We start from the raw sequence: 16,822 nt of genomic DNA, 5'->3' as shown, positions 1-16,822 counted from the left end.
CGCCGCCCTCGTTCAGTGAGCGGACTTATAGAGGGGACATTGCCTTATCGTCAATAGGCCTTTGGAAAAAAAATCATAAAAAATATTCGCTTATGATGACGACCTGTGGAAAACGGCACGTCTACACCCTCCGAAATCCCTGGCTGGCAAGGCGAAAGGGCGCCATCCCCCGACGGCGCCCGGCTTTATTCAGTAGCCAGCCTTATAGACAAGCGGCACCCAATCGTAATTGCTGTCATCACGACGGACATGGCCGATCCCGGGAAAGGCGTGATGGGCGCCAGCCACCAGATATTTCTGATCCGCGGCTTCCGCAAATGCAATGCCGCGGCTGGCTGCTGCAGCCTTCTGATCGACGTCAAAATCAACGGTGACTTCGGGTTGATCAAATTGCAGGACGTCGCCATGGGCGATATCTCCCCAGAAGATGATCTTCTCGCCTTTGCTCTCGACGATAATACCGCTGTGTCCAGGCGTATGGCCGGCATGCAGCACCGAACCGAAGCCTGGAATTGGCGCAGCGTCATCAGCAAAAGTCTCGAACTTGCCAGCTTCGACATAGGGACCGACGCATTTTTCTGCCTGGGCAATCTGCGGGCCGAGTACCTTGTCTACCTTTGCCTTAGCGTCTGCCTTCAACCAGAAATCAGCCTCGCGCTGGTTTACATGCAGCACGGCATTTTCAAACACCCGCTTGCCGCCAATAACAAGACCGCCGGAATGATCGGCATGGATATGGGTGAGGATAACGTGGTCGATCTCAGACGTCTTGTAACCTGATGCTTCGATATTGGCGACCAGCTTGCCAAGCGCCGGTCCCATCAGATCACCTGTCCCGGCATCAACAAGCACAAGTTTTTCGCCAGTATTGATGAGGAAGGCATTGACTGAGGTTTCGGCGTCACCGGCCTGAAAATGACCTTCAAGATAGGCCTCGGCATCCGTTTCCTTGATATTCCGGTAAATCTTCGCCATCGGCAATTTGACCGTACCATCGGAAAGCGCGGTGATTTCATAATCGCCAAGCTTCAGACGGTAATAGCTGGCGGCTTGCCTGGCGATGATTGCTGCCTTGGCAAGCACCGTGGACGGCAAGGCAGTGATGACACCGGCGGCAAGAGCGATACCGGCAGAGGATTTCAGTAGGTTGCGACGGGTTTGCATAAAAGGCTCCAGGGATTGTGTTGACATGGTCTTGAACTGACCCGGAGAGCATTTATGTATCGGACTATCAGTGAACAAATCGATGCGGCTCATGGTAACTATCGATCATTTCAATCTTCGCTCTTTTGATCTCAATCTGCTCATCGCTTTTGATGCTTTGATGTCGGAAGGCAACGTGACCAAGGCGGCGAAGCGGCTGAAAATCCAGCAGCCCGCCATGAGCCATTCGCTCTCCACCTTACGGGTACTTTTACAGGATGAGCTTTTTATCCGTGTCGGCCAGGTCATGCAGCCGACTGCGAGGGCAAGCAGTCTTGCTGTCCCGGTGCGCCAGGCGTTGCGGCAGGCTCAACTTGCACTGTCAGGCGGCGTTGCCTTTGATCCGGCGAGCGAGGAGCGCACATTTCGTATCGCCATGTCGCCGGAGATAGAATTGTTGCTGATCCCTGATCTCACCGCACGACTGCGGCAGCTTGCACCGGGCATCAAGGTGCTTGCCCGGGTTTTCCCCTATGAGGCGATGGAGCCTTCGCTGGAGGATGGCAGCATCGATCTGGCCGTCGGCTGCACTTACACCAAAACCAGCCGCCGTGCCTTCGAACCACTATATGCGACGGATTTTGCCTGCTGTTTCAACCCTGCGCTTCTGGATCTATCGAACCCGGTAGATCTTGAAGCATATCTTGCCGCCAAACATGCAACGATCTCACAGAACGAAACCTTGCAGGGCTGCATCAAGGACGCACTGGAAATTGCCGGCGTCGAACTCGACGTGGTGATGGCAGGGCCGGGTTACATGTCGGTACTTTCGGCAGCGCAGATAAGCCCGGTCATCGCGACTGTGCCAAGCCGCATTGCCGAGCGTTACGGGCCTCTGCTTGGTCTAGAAGTAAGCCCGCTGCCAGTACCACTCAGCTTTCCACCCGTTAACATGGTCTGGGCGCAACACGCTGATGGCGACGCCGCCAACGCCTGGCTGCGTCAGCAAATCCGTGAGATCGTCGCTGATGTCGGCATAACCAGGGAATAACTGTCAACGACAGCTGCTCATTGAGATGACGCGGTTGAAACTCCATCCCAAACGCTTTTCCGGGGCCTTTTAACTGTCCGCTCCCCAAAGCTCCGGGTTCTGTCTGAAGTACTCGACCAGCATTTCGGTAAGTACTCGCACTTTCCGGGTGGGATGCTGGCTGGGTGGTCGCACGACATAGACTGCACCCGGAGGAACCGGAAAACGCGTCATGATCGGAACCAGGGTGCCGGCGGCTTCGTACTCATGCGTGATGCACTGCGGGAGCCAGGCAACGCCGAGACCTGCCGCAGCGGCGGCGGCAAGTGCTGTGGCGCTATCGGCTTTGAACTTGCCCTGCGGCTGCACCGTAACGATCCTGTCGCCGTCCATGAACTGCCAGGCCTCCGTTCCCTGCATGAGGGCCGGATGGTTGACAAGTTGTAATATATTGTCCGGTGAGCCGTGTTCCTTGATGTAAGCCGGGCTGGCGACAAGCTTGCCATGGATCGGCCCAACGCGTTTGGCAATCAGGTTCGAGTCCTGAAGATAGGCGCCCCGGATCGCGCAATCAAACCCCTCTGCGATCAGATCGACAAAGCGATCGCTATAAGACGTATGGATGTGGAGCTGCGGATGCAAACGCGCCATTTCCGCAAGTACGGGGGCAAAGTGGGTTGGGCCGAAGGTAAGCGGCATGGCAACCCGCAAACGACCATGCAGTTGGCCTGTAGGATGGATGGTTTCCCGGGCAGTATCAATCTCAGCACTGGCGCGGGCTGCGTGATCCCTGAATGTTACTCCCGCTTCCGTCAACGCAGCACCTCGGGTCGTCCGCGCAAGAAGCTGCACACCAAGCTCGGCTTCAATCCTAAAAAGCCTGCGACTGACAATCGACTTAGACAGGCCCAGGCGACGGGCAGCCGCCGATACTCCTCCGGCATCAGCCACGGCAACAAATGTCCGCAGGTCCTCAATATCCATCTCAGCGTTCCTGATTCCGCGACACAGCTAGTCCGAACTTGATACTATTACAACATCAACGGGAACGGCAAATTGTCTTCTGGCAGCATCGCTCGCTGGCGTGTGTTTCCTGTGAACCCATGGCCGTCCACAACGGCAAAAAAAAAGGAACTCTTGATGACCCCTCGTAACGGCCTCGATTCTCTTCTTCGTCCCGAAGATTCGGTCCTCGTTCTGATCGACCATCAACCTTATCAACTCGCGAACCTGAACAGCCACGATCCGCAAGCTGTCGTCAACAACACGACCGCGCTGGCGAAGCTGGCAAAAGCCTTCAATGTTCCAACTATTCTTACCAGCGTCATCGCGACGCGCGGTGGACTGCTTTTCAAGCAGATCACCGACGTCTTTCCAGGCCAGGATGTCATCGATCGCACTTGGGTAAACACCTGGCAGGACGAGAATGTCGTCAACGCCGTCAAGGCGACCGGAAGGAAGCAATTGATCATTGCCGGTCTGTGGACCGAGGTTTGCGTTGCAATGCCCGTGATCCAGGCCGCCGGAGAGGGCTGGGACGTGACCGTGATCACCGACGCATCGGGAGGGATCTCAAAGGAATCCCACGAAGTTGCCGTTCAGCGCATGATCTCGGCCGGCGCCAACGTCATGACCGTCATGGCTCTTGCTGGTGAATTTCAACGCGACTGGGCACGCACCGAGCATGTCGATGAGCTGACTGAGATTCTCATTCAGCACTTCGGCGGCAGCGGCATCGCCTATCTTTGGGAGCAACAGCTCCTCAACACGCCAGTCGCTGATTGATTAGGCGGCTTTAGCAAGCACCTCGGTGAGGGTCAGAACAAGCCGCCCTCACCGCCTTTCTCTCAAGCAATGACAGAGCAACCATGAAAGCAGCAGTCTACGATCACGCCGGGACACCGGATGTCCTCCGTTACGTGGATGTGCCCGATCCAGCCTGCCCAAGCGATGGCGTTCTGATCCGCGTCGAGGCCGCCGCCATTGAAGGTGGCGATCTGATCAATCGTGCGTCCACCCCTCCTCCCCATGCAGCCTTCATCGTCGGTTATGCTGCCGCAGGAGAAATCATTGCGGTCGGGAAAAACGTGGCGGACCGTCACGTTGGCCAGAAGGTGACAAGTTTTGATCTTGCCGGGTCACACGCAGAGCTGCGCGCTGTTGCCGCTGGCCGGACATGGCTTGTGCCTGATGGGCTGGACATGGCCGCCGCCGCTGCTTTGCCAATCGCATTCGGCACGGCGCACCACTGCCTCTTCGCAAGGGGAGATATCAAGCGCGGCGAGACGGTCCTCATTCAGGCGGGCGCTGGCGGCGTGGGGCTTGCCGCCATTCAACTGGCGCATCAGGCAGGTGCGACAGTGCTTGCAACCGTCTCGGGGGCCGAGAGGACGGAACGCCTTCTGCAGCTTGGCCTTGACCATGCAATCGACCATCACGCGACAGATGTCGTCGACGCGGTGATGCACCTGACGGCAGGTCGTGGCGTCGATCTGGTCATCGACCCGGTCGGAGCAACCCTGCAAAATTCTCTGGCGGTTCTGCGTCCCGAGGGACGCCTGGTTTTCGTCGGCAATGCCGGCGGTTCAAAGCTCAGCCTTGACCTGTGGCCAGCACTGCAGGCGAACCAGGCGCTTTTTGGTGTTTTTATGGGAACGCAATTGGAAAAGCCTGATGTCTACGACACAATTTCCCAAATGCTAAAGTGGGCTGCGGCCGGTACTGTCAAAGTGGTCGTGGACAGGACATTCCCGCTTGACGCGGCTGCAGAGGCCCATGCCTACGCCGAAAACAACTCCATCCTCGGTCGCGTTGTCCTCCTTCCCTCGGGTTGAACACTAACGACAAAGAGCAACCGATTTCCAAATCGCCATTTGCGGAAAGCACGCGCCGAATGGCAGCCCAGCATTTTATGAAGCGCCACCGGACGATGGCTTCCTGTGCAGGAAAGCAGTGAGGCGGCAGGCTGATTACGGCTTCAGGGTTTATCGTGTTGCACGCGCCCTAATTTCCTCAGACTTTGTGTCTCTCCTGCTTCCGATTGATTGCAGCAAGTTCCAACGCATTGCGAACCCCCATCTTCATCAACACCTTGCCGCGATGGGCCTCCACCGTTCGCATGGCGATGCCAAGAGTGTCGGCGATTTGTTTGTTCATCGCACCAGTCAACATCAAATCCATGACCTCGACCTCGCGCGCAGAAAGTGAAGCATGCCGGGTCTCGAGATCGCGGCGGCTTTCCGCCTGTGCCTGCATCATCTGGCCGGCTTCGATGGCATTAAGCGCGAGATCAACGATTTGATTGTCGTTAAACGGCTTTTCGACAAAATCGAAAGCTCCCGCTTTCAGTGTACGTACCGCCACCGGCACGTCAGCGTGACCGGTCAGGAAAATGACGGGAACCTCAGATCCCATAATGCGTAATCGCTCGTAGACCTCAGGCCCCGACAGCGCTCCCATCCGCACATCCATGATGACGCAAACCATGTCGTCCAACGGCTGCGCCGCTAGAAAATCTTCACCTGAAGCCCATGTCCGGGTCTGCACGCCACGGGAGGCAAGGAGAAAAGACAGTGCGTCGCGAATTGCCTCCTCATCATCGACGATGTCAATCAAGTTACTCATCTGTATCCTCCCTCATACATCCTCCAGTTCCTCCTGCTTCGAGTAGCCCACGTCAGCAAGCGGAATGGAGACACTGAATATGGTTCCTCCCCCCTCCGCTGGCTGATGCATCAAGTGGCCTCGATGCAATTCGATAATCGTGCGGCAGATTTTCAACCCCATGCCCATGCCCTGCGTTTTTGTGCTCGCAAAGGCATCGAAGATCGTATCGACCATTTCCGCGGGAATTCCAGAGCCTGCATCCTCGACTTCAATCACCGCCTGCCCGTCGTGTTCAAACAAACGAACGGTGACCGCACCATCTCTTCGCGTGTCGGCCATCGCCTCCATTCCGTTGCGAATGAGGTTGATGAGAACCTGCTCAAGCAGAATGGCATCAGCCGCAACCGCGCAGGCTCCCTCCCCTTCGCGCAGAAGCCGCACGCCATGTTCGCGCGCATCGGCCTGAAGGAAATCGAGCGTCTCGTCGATGACATCGGACAGCTGCAGATTGGTAAACCGTGGCTCGCGTTTTTTGACCAGATCCTGAATACGTCTAATGATGAGCCCTGCCCGATCCGCCTGACGCGCCAGCTTTTCCGTCGCTCCCCGCAAAAGTGTGAGATCCGTGTCCGGCCGGTGCATAAGATTGAGCATGCCAGCCGCATAAGACGCAATTGCCGATAGCGGCTGATTAAGCTCATGCGACAATGTTGAGGCCATCTCGCCAAGCGTCACCAGCCGGCCAGTTCTCGCCAGCGTCTCATCGTGAAGACGAGCCCGCCGGGCGGCCTGTCGTGCTTCGGTTACATCGATGATCGAGCCCATCCAGCCACGATGCTCACCACGCGCGTCAATCAATGGCGCCTCATAGACCTCGACTTCGATCTCGCGTCCATCGCGTGACACAAAATAGGTCTCAAATCGCTGGCTGACGGCACCGCCCGCCGCAAGTCGACGATGGCGCTCTTCCGTTTCAGGCAGATGGGCCGGGTCCCAGTAAGGCAACGGTGGAGAGCGCCCGATAAGTTCATCTGCGCTCCATCCAACCAGCTTGCAGAATGCCGGATTTACAAAAAGAATCCGGCCATCGTGATCTTTGGCCCGCAATCCGACCGTCAAGCTTTCTTCCATTGAGCGCCTGAACGCGGTTTCTGCCCAAAGACGCATCTCCGTCGCCCGCCTTCTTTTGCTCGACCGGTGCAGGATAATCATCGTCAAAACAGCGAATGCAGCAAGGCCGGCAATTGCTCCAAAAAGAGCTGTCGAAAGAAATGTCAGCGGGCGGCCATAGGCGCTGATGCGAAGCCAGGTGCCGTGTAGAGGCGGATCGATACTGATCACATGTGTCGGGTTTTCAGGATCGATTTCCAACCGTTGCCGGCTGGCGAGCACATTGCCGGACAGATCGACCAGCGTCACGCCATATTGCTCGGCAATCCACCAGGGCAGATGCCGATCAAACACTGACGGCAGTGAAATGGTGGCGGTCAGAACGCCGCGCTGGTCGGCCAGCAAGATGCCGAAAGTCACATGGCCTTCGGGTGTGATTTGTCCATAAACGGGTCTCGATGTGACCGTTGCAACATCCAGAATCTGCGCCGCCAGTGTCGGGTCACCGGGTGCTGCGTTGTCCGGGAGGCCTTTTTGTACCTGACCGTCAGAGCCATACCAGAGAATGGAGACAACTTCAGGGTTGCTCGTGATATGACTACGCGCTCTGGCCGCAATAACCGGATCTGCCGTTTCGCCGGCATGATCCATCGCCAGGCGAACCAGCATATCTTCATCAACACCGAGCTGAAACCGCAGTGTCTGCTCGACCCACAAGGCATCCGTCGCCAACTTGATACGCGCACTTTCGCTATCGTCACGCGCAACAGCCCAGACGAATGCCCAGACCATTCCTGCCAAAGCAATGATTGCAATCAATGGAACAATCGACAACAAATCAATGCGCATGGCCAATGGACTGGGATTATCATCCGACCATGGATACCAGGCAGCATTTGAAGGATTGTTGGTCTGCGTTAGAGAAGAACGCGTTGATTTTCGAGTTTTCTTGTCTCTCAATACCGGTTCCGTCCCCCAAACGTCCGCGAGCCTTTGCAGGCCTTGTCCGCACCATAGCCTTGTGTGCGTCAGGCCACTATTGCGGGAATCCACAATAGCGAGATTGCAAACATGGTGGCAAGGAAGCGGATGATAATTGTGTCGCAGCTGGAGGGTTGCGACTTTCAGGAGGAAAAGAATGTTCACTCGTCGTTCGTTAGCGGCCCTCGCCAGCGCAGCTATCATCTCGTTGGCTTCGGCCTTGCCAGCTCTGGCAAACCCTGTCGTCATCAAGTTCAGCCATGTTGTCGCCCCAGATACCCCCAAGGGCAAAGGCGCGCTGAAGTTCAAGGAACTGGCAGAGCAATATACCAATGGCGCGGTACTGGTCGAAGTTTATCCCAACAGCCAGCTCTACAAGGATAAGGAAGAACTGGAAGCACTTCAGCTTGGTGCCGTCCAGATGCTGGCACCATCCCTCGCCAAATTTGGTCCATTGGGCGTCCAGCAGTTTGAGCTTTTCGATCTGCCGTATCTGATGTCTAACTACGATGATCTGCGTAAAATAACCGATGGCGAGGTCGGCCAGCATCTTCTTGGCCTGCTCGACAGCAAGGGCATAAAGGGCCTGGCCTACTGGGATAACGGCTTCAAGCTGATGTCGGCAAATTCGCCGATTGCATCACCCGATGATTTCCTTGGCCTGAAGATGCGAATTCAGTCATCGAAGATCATCGAGGGGCAGATGCTGGCTCTTGATGCAGTCCCGCAGGTTCTGCCATTCTCGGAAGTTTATCAGGCACTGCAAACGGGCGTTGTCGACGGCACCGAGAATCCGCCGTCCAACATGTTCACGCAAAAAATGCACGAAGTACAAAAGCACGCGACCCTGACCAACCACGGCTATCTCGGTTATGCCGTCATCGTCAACAAGGGGTTCTGGGACTCACTGGACCCGGAAATTCGCACGCACATTGACCGTGCGATGGACGAATCCACGACCTACGCAAACTCGATCGCCCGCGAAGAAAACGAATGGGCTATGGCCGAGATGGTCAAGACCGGAACGACTAAGTTCCACGAGTTGAGTGACGAAGAGCGTGCCGAATGGATCGAACGTCTGCGTCCACTGCACGAACAGATGTCGTCTCGCATCGGTGCGGACCTCGTCAAACAGGCCCATAGCGTTTTGGGTATCCAGTAATTTCTTCAAAGAACTTGTCCAGTTGCCCAAAGGGGGTGCCTATCGCGCCCCCTCTCTTATTCGTGAGGTTTGACTATGCTGCGCATGCTCGACCGTTTCGAAGAAATCCTTATCGCGGCGCTAATGGCGGCTGCCGTGACATTGATCTTCGTCGCTGTTCTTCACCGTTTTTCGATCGGTTATGCTGCCGATCTCGTTCGTTTTGCTCGTGCCAACAACATGCCCGAACTTCAGGCATGGGCGCGCTGGGTGTTTGCCAACATCAACGCCATCAAGCTGACATGGGCCCAGGAGGCTTGCATCTATCTTTTCGTCTGGATGGCTAAATTTGGCGCCGCCTACGGCGTACGTATCGGCATCCATGTCGGTGTCGACATGCTGGTCAACATGCTGGATGACAACCGTCGTCGGGTCGTGACGATAATTGCAATGTCAGGCGGCGTGATCTTCACCGCAATACTTGTCTGGATCGGCTCGACATTTGTCTACCACGTGGGTGTTGGAGGCCAGATTTCCGCCGATCTCGAAATGCCAATGTGGATCGTCTATCTCGCGGTTCCCCTGGGCTCCGCCTTGATGTGTTTCCGGTTTATTCAGGCGCTCCATCTTTACATCACTAAGGGCATCATCATTCACCACGAACTTGGACACGTGGATGGTGTTGAAGACGAGTCCGCCGTTCAGCATGGAGGACATCGATAATGACCGCCCTCATCATTTTTACGATCCTGACCATTCTGCTGGCGACAGGTATGCCTGTCTCGATCGCCCTCGGTTTGACGGTATTCAGCTTCCTGTTCGCCTTCACCAATATCCCCATGGATTCCATCGCCCTGAAACTTTTCACAGGCATCGAAAAGTTCGAAATCATGGCAATCCCGTTTTTCATTCTGGCGGGCAATTTCCTGACCCATGGCGGTGTCGCAAAACGCATGATCGGGTTCGCCACCTCCATGGTCGGTCATTGGCATGGCGGCATGGGCCTCGCGGCGGTTCTAGCCTGTGCGTTGTTTGCTTCGATCTCAGGCTCAAGCCCCGCAACGGTCATGGCCGTCGGCTCCATCATGATCCCGGCTATGGTCAAAATGGGTTATCCACCGCAGTTTGCCGTCGGTCCGGTCGCCGCAGCCGGTGGTTTGGGAATCCTCATTCCACCTTCCATCGTCATGGTGATGTATGCCGTCGCAACGTCCGGCATGCTCGCAGTCGGACCGGATGGTGAAACGGTATTTTCTCCATCGATCGGACAGATCTTTATCGCAGGTGTGGTGCCGGGGTTGATCCTCGCCGCCATGTATGCCGCAACCACCGTCTGGCGTGCCTGGAAAAATGGTTATCCGCGTCTGCCAAGAGCCGGATGGCGCGAACGATTTGTCGCGTTTCGAAAGTCGGTGTGGGGCCTTTTGCTGGTCGTTATCATCATGGGCGGCATTTATGGTGGATTGTTCACGCCAACCGAAGCGGCTGCAGTCTCGGCCGTGTACGCCTTCGTGATTGCCGTCTTCGTCTATAAAGACATACGCATGAAGGATGTGCCGCGCATCCTGTTATGGTCCGCAGCCATGTCAGCCATGCTGCTGTACATCATCACAAATGCCGTGATGTTCGCGTTTATCCTGACATCGGAGCAGATTCCGCAGCTGATGTCCGACTGGATCGTCTCGCTTGGTTTCGGCAAGATTGGCTTTCTGTTGATCGTCAACATCATGCTGTTGGTGATCGGCATGGTTATGGAGCCATCGGCAATCATCCTCATCATGGCGCCAATTCTTTATCCGATCGCCGTCAAATTGGGGGTTGATCCTGTCCATTTCGGGATCATCCTGATCGTGAATATGGAAATCGGTCTCGCCACGCCGCCAGTTGGACTTAACCTCTATGTTGGTTCCGCGATCTCACGACTGGGTCTGACGGAAGTCTCCAAATCTGTCGTGCCCTGGCTGCTGACAGCCATCGTTTTCCTGATGATGATCACCTACATCCCGGAAATCACGCTCTTTTTGCCAAGGCTACTAGGAATGTAAAAAAGCAACGCCTTTTGCCCCATAAGCCGCGGTCGACCTTGCGTCAGCCGCGGTTTTGTTTTGCACATGCCATTGCCTTCGTCGCTCCTCAAAAGCCGCTTGCCAGGACCTTCTTCTGCGGTAGCTTGGTTCTGCACAAAACACGGCAACAAGGGGGGAATACATATGGAGAGTTTTCGCAAAGGCCTGCTGTTTCCTGTGGCGCTTATCATTGCTGGCGTGGCGATATTCTTCCTCTATCTGTTCATCATCGGCCATGATCCGGATGAGCGCCCACTGACCGTCACGCAATGGGTAATCGGTGGAATATTGATCGGTCCCGGTTTCGGCTATCTGCTGAAGTGGAGGAAAGCGAAGGATAGCCAAAAGCCGAAATTGGACTGAGCAAACAATCACCTTTTATCATCCAACGACCTTACTCCGCGTGACCGGACAGCAATGCCTCGAGTTGATCCAATTGCTCCGGCAAAGCGGCCGCCGATCCCTGTAGCGCTTCTTCAAGCCCGTCACTTGATGGATAGGCCTCATGGTAAGTCAGCAGTGTTTGACCGTCTCGGTCCTCAAAGGTCACGGTCGTGATTGCGCCTTCTTCGCCCTCGTCATTGGTCCAGACAATACGCGCATTCGGCACGACCTCGAGATACTTGCCGTAAAAGGCCATGGTTTCCGCGCCTGTGACAGCAAACTCCAGCCGATATTTACCGCCGGTTCGAACATCCAGCTCACACGAGACAAGCGAAACACCGGACACCGATTTTGGGAACCACCACCGCTGGAACAGTTCAGACTGGCTCCACGCTTCGTACACCCTGCTCCGCGGCGCATCGAACACCCTGATCACAACGAGTTCGCGATCTCCTCTGCGCTCGACTGAAGTACGGTTCAGCGCAGAACCTGCATTACTAGTGCGCTCGCTCATCGCTTCCTCCTGTTCCACCTCTTGGGTGATGTCACCCAATGCTAGAAATGGATTTCGAAGAATTTGCGGCGGCAATGTCTCCGTCACTCCCGCATGTAAGAGACACATGGTCTTTCACAGGAGCCCTGCGCCCAGCCTTTCCGGCCAGGCGCCGGTTTTAATTGGTTTAGTGAGCCTTCATCTCGCTAACAATCTGTTTTGCGTCCATCGATGACGGATAATAGGTCGGCCAATTCGTGACTTCTTCCAGAAGAGCGGCGCGGTCATTACCCCAGTAGAGATGGTAATGGTCGGCTTTTTTCGGTGCGATACCGTGGTCGCTGAACTGGATGAACTGCGGGGCAGCGGCATCACCTTCGGTTTTCTTGAAGATAAACCGCACACCACGATTGCCCTTCTTGTAGGTTAGAGTTTCCTTGCCGTCATAGGCATAGTTACCTTTCGTCGGCTTTCCGTCCTTGTAGAAACTGACAATATCACCCTCGATGGTGATCCGATCCACATCGGTCTTGTAACCGATCTCGTATTCGGCACGGTATTCCTCGGCACTCATGGAGCCCTTCTCGGCCTTGTGAGCCCATACTGGGTCAAGCGTGCCGTCCTGCAGGAACGGATAAACCGACTGCCAATCGCCAGCATAGTCGGAGATTGGGCGGTCTTTGACCTGCGCATCTTCGAAATAGCCTGCGTAGATCTTCGGATCACCGTGGCTGTGGCCAGCATGGTCATGGTCTTCACCATGTTCATGAACCTTGCCGCTGCCACCTGCTACCGCAATGTTGTAGGGTTTGCCTTCAACAGCGATCGTGCCAATTTCCTTGAGGTCATCCCTGGAGATACGGCGTACCAAGCCGGCATTCGGATCGCTCATGACAATCTCATCACCGGCCATCGCGATACGGGGGCGAGGATCATTCCAGTGGCCATCCATGGAGTAGGGTTCGGTCACTTTGGCACTCTTGGACAGTGTACCGTCCAGCACATCGACTTGATGAAGGGATCCATCTTCTGTCAGGACATATCCAAACCGGGCATTGGCCGGATCAAGGACAAAATCGATGCGACGGAAGGGAAGCTCGATATAACGGAAGTTGGGGGCATCGACAGGGTCAACGACAACCAGGCCCTTTGCTCCATAATTTCCAAGGAACACCTGCATGCTTTTGGCGCCAAGCAAGGTGCCTGTGGTCTCGCCTGCAGGAAGGTCATCGGGATAGTTCAGCATGCTGGTGACCAAACCACCTTTACCTGATGTCACCGTGATGATCCCCTCCTTGCACCCGGCCGCCAGATAGGCACCCGAAAAAGCTTCGCCATGGATGCCGGTGCACGTTGCAACATCGCCAACCGGCGTGCCGTCGACGCTTACAACTTGCAAGCCGACGCGTGATGGTGCTGCGTCGCCTTCTACAGGTGCGTCAGAGGCAACCGTCGTCACCCAACCCTTGCCGATAGGTGCGACAAATCCATGATGGGCACGCGCTTGTGTCAACCGTGTTGATTTTATTTCACCTTTAGACAAATCGCGTGCCGCGATGATGTCGGCATATCCACCTTTATCGAAGTGAACGACCACCTTGCCGTCATGATCGATGACGTGGAATGGGCGCGGACCAATCAGCGTTTCTTTTACCGCAGCCGGGTCAGCAATCTCGATGTCAGAATGATCGCCGTGCGAATGAAGGGAAATACCGCTATTGATGAAGTTGACAGCATCATTGTCCGATTGAACGGCAACGATGCCTGCCCCCTCATTGACGCTATAGAGTTTGTTCTGGCCGGTGGTATCAAATGTCCAGCGATTATCCGGCTTTTCCAGATCAAACGCGGTAATCTTGCCCGCATCATGGTCTCCAACAAAGACGCGGTACAACGTTACATTCTCACTAGCACTATCATCGGCAAAGGCCATGGGGCCAATCAAACTTGCCGATAGCGCAAGGGCGGATACGCCCAGGATTAAGTGTCTCACGTTTCTCTCCTTTTTTAATGATATATCATTACGGTTCAAGGTTATTTAAAACCGGGAATATCGGGGTTTCAGCCACCACTTATCGCAGGCCGCCAATGTCGAGGTTTCATTCCACACCTCACGAATGCTGAAGCGCTCGAAAAGCATCAGCGACATCGTGTTCCAAGACGTCCGCCATGGCTTTGTGAATGGAGACCTGGATCGTGTCGCCATTGCTCATCACGAGAATGACGGTTTCCTTTGGCGGGCAATCCGGCAGAGCACATGAGATTTCATTGACAGATACAACGGCATCATCCGGAATTGCCAACACCTGCCGGGCCCATTGTTTGATGGATCGCGCCTTTGCGATGATGTCTGAGGAGCCACGCGCCAACGGGTTGTGGAATGCTGCACTCATGTCCTTGCACCTCGTTTTCGCGAAGGACTTGCTGCCACAGCACGAAACAGGTCACGAATTGGACCAAGCGGCATATCCAACCCGATCAGTACGACACGACTGGAACGGTCGTGATCGGGCCACGCACTCAGCCGTTCCATCGGATAGACCCGGTGCTGCACCGCGTGAGCAATGGCCGGCTTTTCCAGATTGTCCGCAAGGGCGAATATGCCTTTTAATCTCAACAGGCCGGACCGGGTATTCGTCGTGATAACATGGAGAAAAGTTTGCAAAGCCTGCTGAGACAGGGGCACATCATGCGTCAACACCACAGCTTCTATCTCGTCACCATGCCGATGAATGTCGTGTGTATGATCGGCATGTTTGGTCAGCGCTTCCATTGCCAACCAGCCGGCAACATCCTCGGTCTTGCCTGAAATGGAATAAGCATCACCGTCCAAGAGATCAGCAATCTTGAAATCGGCATCATGATTATCGTGAAAATGTGCTGCCGGGTTGAGCAACTTGAGTTCACGTACCCAATCCTTCCGCTCATCGGCCAGATCTGTTTTTGTCAAAACAATATGATCAGCAAAAGCCAGCTGCTTCCAACCTTCGATGATGCTGTGAAGTGTCATGCGGCCGTTCAAAACATCGAAAGTGGTCACAACTCCAGAAAGTCGGAATTGCCTGGCAACCACATGGTCTCTCAGCGAGGTGGCAGGCGCACCTCCGGGTATGATGCTGTTTATGATGGGAGCAGGATCGGCCAGTCCGGTGGTTTCTATGATGACACGATCGATAGCCGGTATTTTCCGCTTTCGCATCGCATCGTGCAATTCATATAAGGACACGCGAATATCGCTGGTCGCGGTACAACAAATGCAGCCGGTTGTTGTTTGAAAATACCGTTCCGATCCGACACGCACCAAACCGTGATCAATCGGCACACTACCAAATTCATTGACGATAACAGCCGTGCCCGCCATGCGTGGATCAGTCAGAATCTCATTGAGCAAAGTGGTCTTTCCAGAACCAAGAAAACCCGTCAGGAGCAATACCGGCACGGAAGCTTCGTTGCTCTGGCCCTCGATTTGAGACGGACCAGACGGTTGCGATCTTTTGAACAGCCGGTGGAGCATTACCATCTCGCAATAAGGACATGAGAATAGTCTAGTTGTCCGCGACACCCAGATCCGTTGAACTGGTTGTGTTGGGTCAATGCAACCCGAATATGTTACGACATTACACGCGTCAAGCATTATGTTTTGTTATAACATAACTTTCTATCTTGTAATCGATTTTGATAACGCTAGCGACGCTCTTACAGGGTAAAGCGCAGAAACTTACCTGGGGAATTGAACCGCGCCTGAAGCCATCACTCTGATAAATTGAGTGCGATCTTGCTCAGCAGACGCCAATTCGCCTCTCAGGACTCAAGATCGTTTTTTCCGCCTTACACCAAATAGTTGGCAAATCGACTCATGTCCTAGCAGAATCGTTGGAGAAAACATGCCACAGGGTCGACAATTCAATTCCGGCCCCGGAAAACCGGTGGCAGGAAATGTGTGAAACAAGATAACGTTCCATTTCACGGGCCGTGCCGCCCATGCCGCTTCTGCCCCTCACCTGGGCCGAAGCGCACTGGATGCAGTCGAACTGATGAATGTCGGCGCAAATTACATGCGTGAGCACATGCCCTCCTCTGCACGTATTCATTATGCCGTGATGGATACTGGCGGGTTTGCCCCCAATGTCGTGCAGGCAAAGGCCGTTGTTCGTTACCTGATACGCGCCCGCAGCCTTCCGGAAATGCAATCCCTGCTCGAACGCGTCAAAAAGATTGCCGAAGGTGCAGCCCTGATGACCGAAACTACAGTACGAAGCGAAATTGTCAGTGGTGACGCCAATCTGATCGGAAATGTCCCGCTCGAACTCCTCATGCAGCGCGAGCTTGAGCGGCTCGGGCCGCCTGTCTTCGATGAAAAAGATCAAGAAACAGCGCGGCGCTTTCAAGCAACGCTGACCAAGGAAGATATCTCTGACGCCTTCCGCCGTTTTGGTGCCGAGCCGAAGGCGGATCTCGCGTTATGCGATGCTATTTATCAGCCCTACCACGGCGATAATTCCCTTGTCGGGTCGACCGACGTTGGCACGGTAAGCTGGGTTGTCCCCACCGTGCAGATGCGTGGTGCGACCTGCGCTATTGGCACGCCGCTTCATTCGTGGCAGATGGTGGCGCAGGGAAAATTGCCTGCTGCTCATAAAGGAATGGCTCATGCTGCCAAAGTCATGGGCAGCACGGCGGTCGAACTGTTTCGAAATCCCGACCGGATTGCAGAAGCCAAGCGAGACCACGCGCGTAAGCTGGACGGCGTTACGTTCGTAAATCCGATCCCTGACAGCGTGCAGCCGGCTCTGCCCGTCGAAACGAAATGAAAGACAGCTCCTGGAGTTGACGGAAAGTGAAATGACGTTCAATTGCTCCCTCAAATT

General features: G+C 55.0%; 15 protein-coding genes and 1 pseudogene. 8 read left to right on the top strand and 8 right to left on the bottom strand.

Features of this window, described 5'->3' with window-relative positions; all coding sequences use genetic code 11:
• Nucleotides 1–189: 189 nt before the first annotated feature.
• Nucleotides 190–1,164 (bottom strand): MBL fold metallo-hydrolase, encoded by a 975-nt coding sequence (locus PYL13_RS24410; protein WP_275643633.1) that lies wholly within the window; start codon nucleotides 1,162–1,164, stop codon nucleotides 190–192.
• A gap of 91 nt (nucleotides 1,165–1,255) precedes the next feature.
• Here PYL13_RS24410 and PYL13_RS24405 point away from each other — a divergent pair, with 91 nt between their 5' ends.
• A complete protein-coding gene (locus PYL13_RS24405; protein ID WP_192490297.1) occupies nucleotides 1,256–2,194 on the top strand; it encodes a LysR substrate-binding domain-containing protein in 939 nt (312 codons plus the stop codon).
• A gap of 69 nt (nucleotides 2,195–2,263) precedes the next feature.
• Here PYL13_RS24405 and PYL13_RS24400 read toward each other — a convergent pair whose 3' ends face one another.
• Nucleotides 2,264–3,157 carry a LysR family transcriptional regulator gene (locus tag PYL13_RS24400; protein WP_275643632.1) on the bottom strand — a complete coding sequence of 298 codons (894 nt, stop codon included), beginning with the start codon at nucleotides 3,155–3,157 and terminating at the stop codon, nucleotides 2,264–2,266.
• Between the two features lie 156 nt (nucleotides 3,158–3,313).
• Here PYL13_RS24400 and PYL13_RS24395 point away from each other — a divergent pair, with 156 nt between their 5' ends.
• The gene (locus PYL13_RS24395; protein WP_275643631.1) at nucleotides 3,314–3,958 is read left to right on the top strand and encodes a hydrolase; all 645 of its coding nucleotides are present in this window, start codon (nucleotides 3,314–3,316) and stop codon (nucleotides 3,956–3,958) included.
• Nucleotides 3,959–4,041: 83 nt separating this feature from the next.
• A complete protein-coding gene (locus PYL13_RS24390; protein WP_275643630.1) occupies nucleotides 4,042–5,007 on the top strand; it encodes a quinone oxidoreductase family protein in 966 nt (321 codons plus the stop codon).
• Nucleotides 5,008–5,185: 178 nt separating this feature from the next.
• On the opposite strand, the gene PYL13_RS24385 is transcribed toward PYL13_RS24390, so the two are convergent.
• Together PYL13_RS24385 and PYL13_RS24380 are read right to left on the bottom strand one after the other, a co-directional pair.
• Complete coding sequence (locus PYL13_RS24385; protein ID WP_275643629.1) at nucleotides 5,186–5,797, bottom strand: response regulator transcription factor; 612 nt, start codon at nucleotides 5,795–5,797, stop codon at nucleotides 5,186–5,188.
• A 12-nt stretch (nucleotides 5,798–5,809) separates the two neighbouring features.
• Entirely contained in the window at nucleotides 5,810–7,849 is a 2,040-nt protein-coding gene (locus tag PYL13_RS24380) for a two-component system sensor histidine kinase NtrB (protein ID WP_275643628.1), read from the bottom strand.
• Nucleotides 7,850–8,027: 178 nt separating this feature from the next.
• Between PYL13_RS24380 and PYL13_RS24375 the strand changes: the two genes are divergently transcribed.
• The 4 genes from PYL13_RS24375 (at nucleotide 8,028) to PYL13_RS24360 (ending at nucleotide 11,440) form a co-directional block, all read left to right on the top strand.
• On the top strand, nucleotides 8,028–9,032 hold the full coding sequence (locus PYL13_RS24375) for a TRAP transporter substrate-binding protein (protein WP_275643627.1): 1,005 nt from the start codon (nucleotides 8,028–8,030) through the stop codon (nucleotides 9,030–9,032).
• 75 nt (nucleotides 9,033–9,107) lie between these two features.
• Nucleotides 9,108–9,734: a TRAP transporter small permease gene (locus PYL13_RS24370; RefSeq protein ID WP_275643626.1), complete on the top strand. Its 627-nt coding sequence runs from the start codon at nucleotides 9,108–9,110 to the stop codon at nucleotides 9,732–9,734.
• Nucleotides 9,734–11,056 carry a TRAP transporter large permease gene (locus PYL13_RS24365; protein WP_250985836.1) on the top strand — a complete coding sequence of 441 codons (1,323 nt, stop codon included), beginning with the start codon at nucleotides 9,734–9,736 and terminating at the stop codon, nucleotides 11,054–11,056. The genes PYL13_RS24370 and PYL13_RS24365 overlap by 1 nt, the downstream gene beginning before the upstream one ends.
• A 165-nt stretch (nucleotides 11,057–11,221) precedes the next feature.
• Nucleotides 11,222–11,440, top strand: a complete 219-nt coding sequence (locus PYL13_RS24360) for a hypothetical protein (protein ID WP_275643625.1) — start codon at nucleotides 11,222–11,224, stop codon at nucleotides 11,438–11,440.
• A 31-nt stretch (nucleotides 11,441–11,471) separates the two neighbouring features.
• Here the strand turns inward: PYL13_RS24360 and PYL13_RS24355 are convergent, their stop codons facing one another.
• The 4 genes from PYL13_RS24355 to PYL13_RS24340 form a co-directional block, all read right to left on the bottom strand.
• Nucleotides 11,472–11,975: an SRPBCC domain-containing protein gene (locus tag PYL13_RS24355; protein ID WP_275643624.1), complete on the bottom strand. Its 504-nt coding sequence runs from the start codon at nucleotides 11,973–11,975 to the stop codon at nucleotides 11,472–11,474.
• A gap of 166 nt (nucleotides 11,976–12,141) precedes the next feature.
• Nucleotides 12,142–12,846 carry a ZinT family metal-binding protein gene (locus PYL13_RS27015; protein ID WP_441296702.1) on the bottom strand — a complete coding sequence of 235 codons (705 nt, stop codon included), beginning with the start codon at nucleotides 12,844–12,846 and terminating at the stop codon, nucleotides 12,142–12,144.
• A gap of 1,219 nt (nucleotides 12,847–14,065) precedes the next feature.
• Nucleotides 14,066–14,347, bottom strand: a complete 282-nt coding sequence (locus PYL13_RS24345) for a hypothetical protein (protein WP_275643622.1) — start codon at nucleotides 14,345–14,347, stop codon at nucleotides 14,066–14,068.
• The gene (locus tag PYL13_RS24340) at nucleotides 14,344–15,588 is read right to left on the bottom strand and encodes a CobW family GTP-binding protein (protein ID WP_303299148.1); all 1,245 of its coding nucleotides are present in this window, start codon (nucleotides 15,586–15,588) and stop codon (nucleotides 14,344–14,346) included. Before PYL13_RS24340 ends, PYL13_RS24345 begins: the two co-directional genes overlap by 4 nt.
• Nucleotides 15,589–15,898: 310 nt before the next feature.
• Between PYL13_RS24340 and PYL13_RS24335 the strand changes: the two are divergent.
• Nucleotides 15,899–16,765: pseudogene (locus PYL13_RS24335) on the top strand (peptidase dimerization domain-containing protein); the annotation flags it as partial.
• Nucleotides 16,766–16,822 lie beyond the last annotated feature (57 nt).

The organism is Agrobacterium sp. Azo12 (assembly GCF_029193765.2).
Classification (GTDB): Bacteria; Pseudomonadota; Alphaproteobacteria; order Rhizobiales; family Rhizobiaceae; genus Agrobacterium.
The sequence above is the reverse complement of the archived record's forward strand: the minus strand, read 5'-3'. Positions and strand labels throughout refer to the sequence as shown.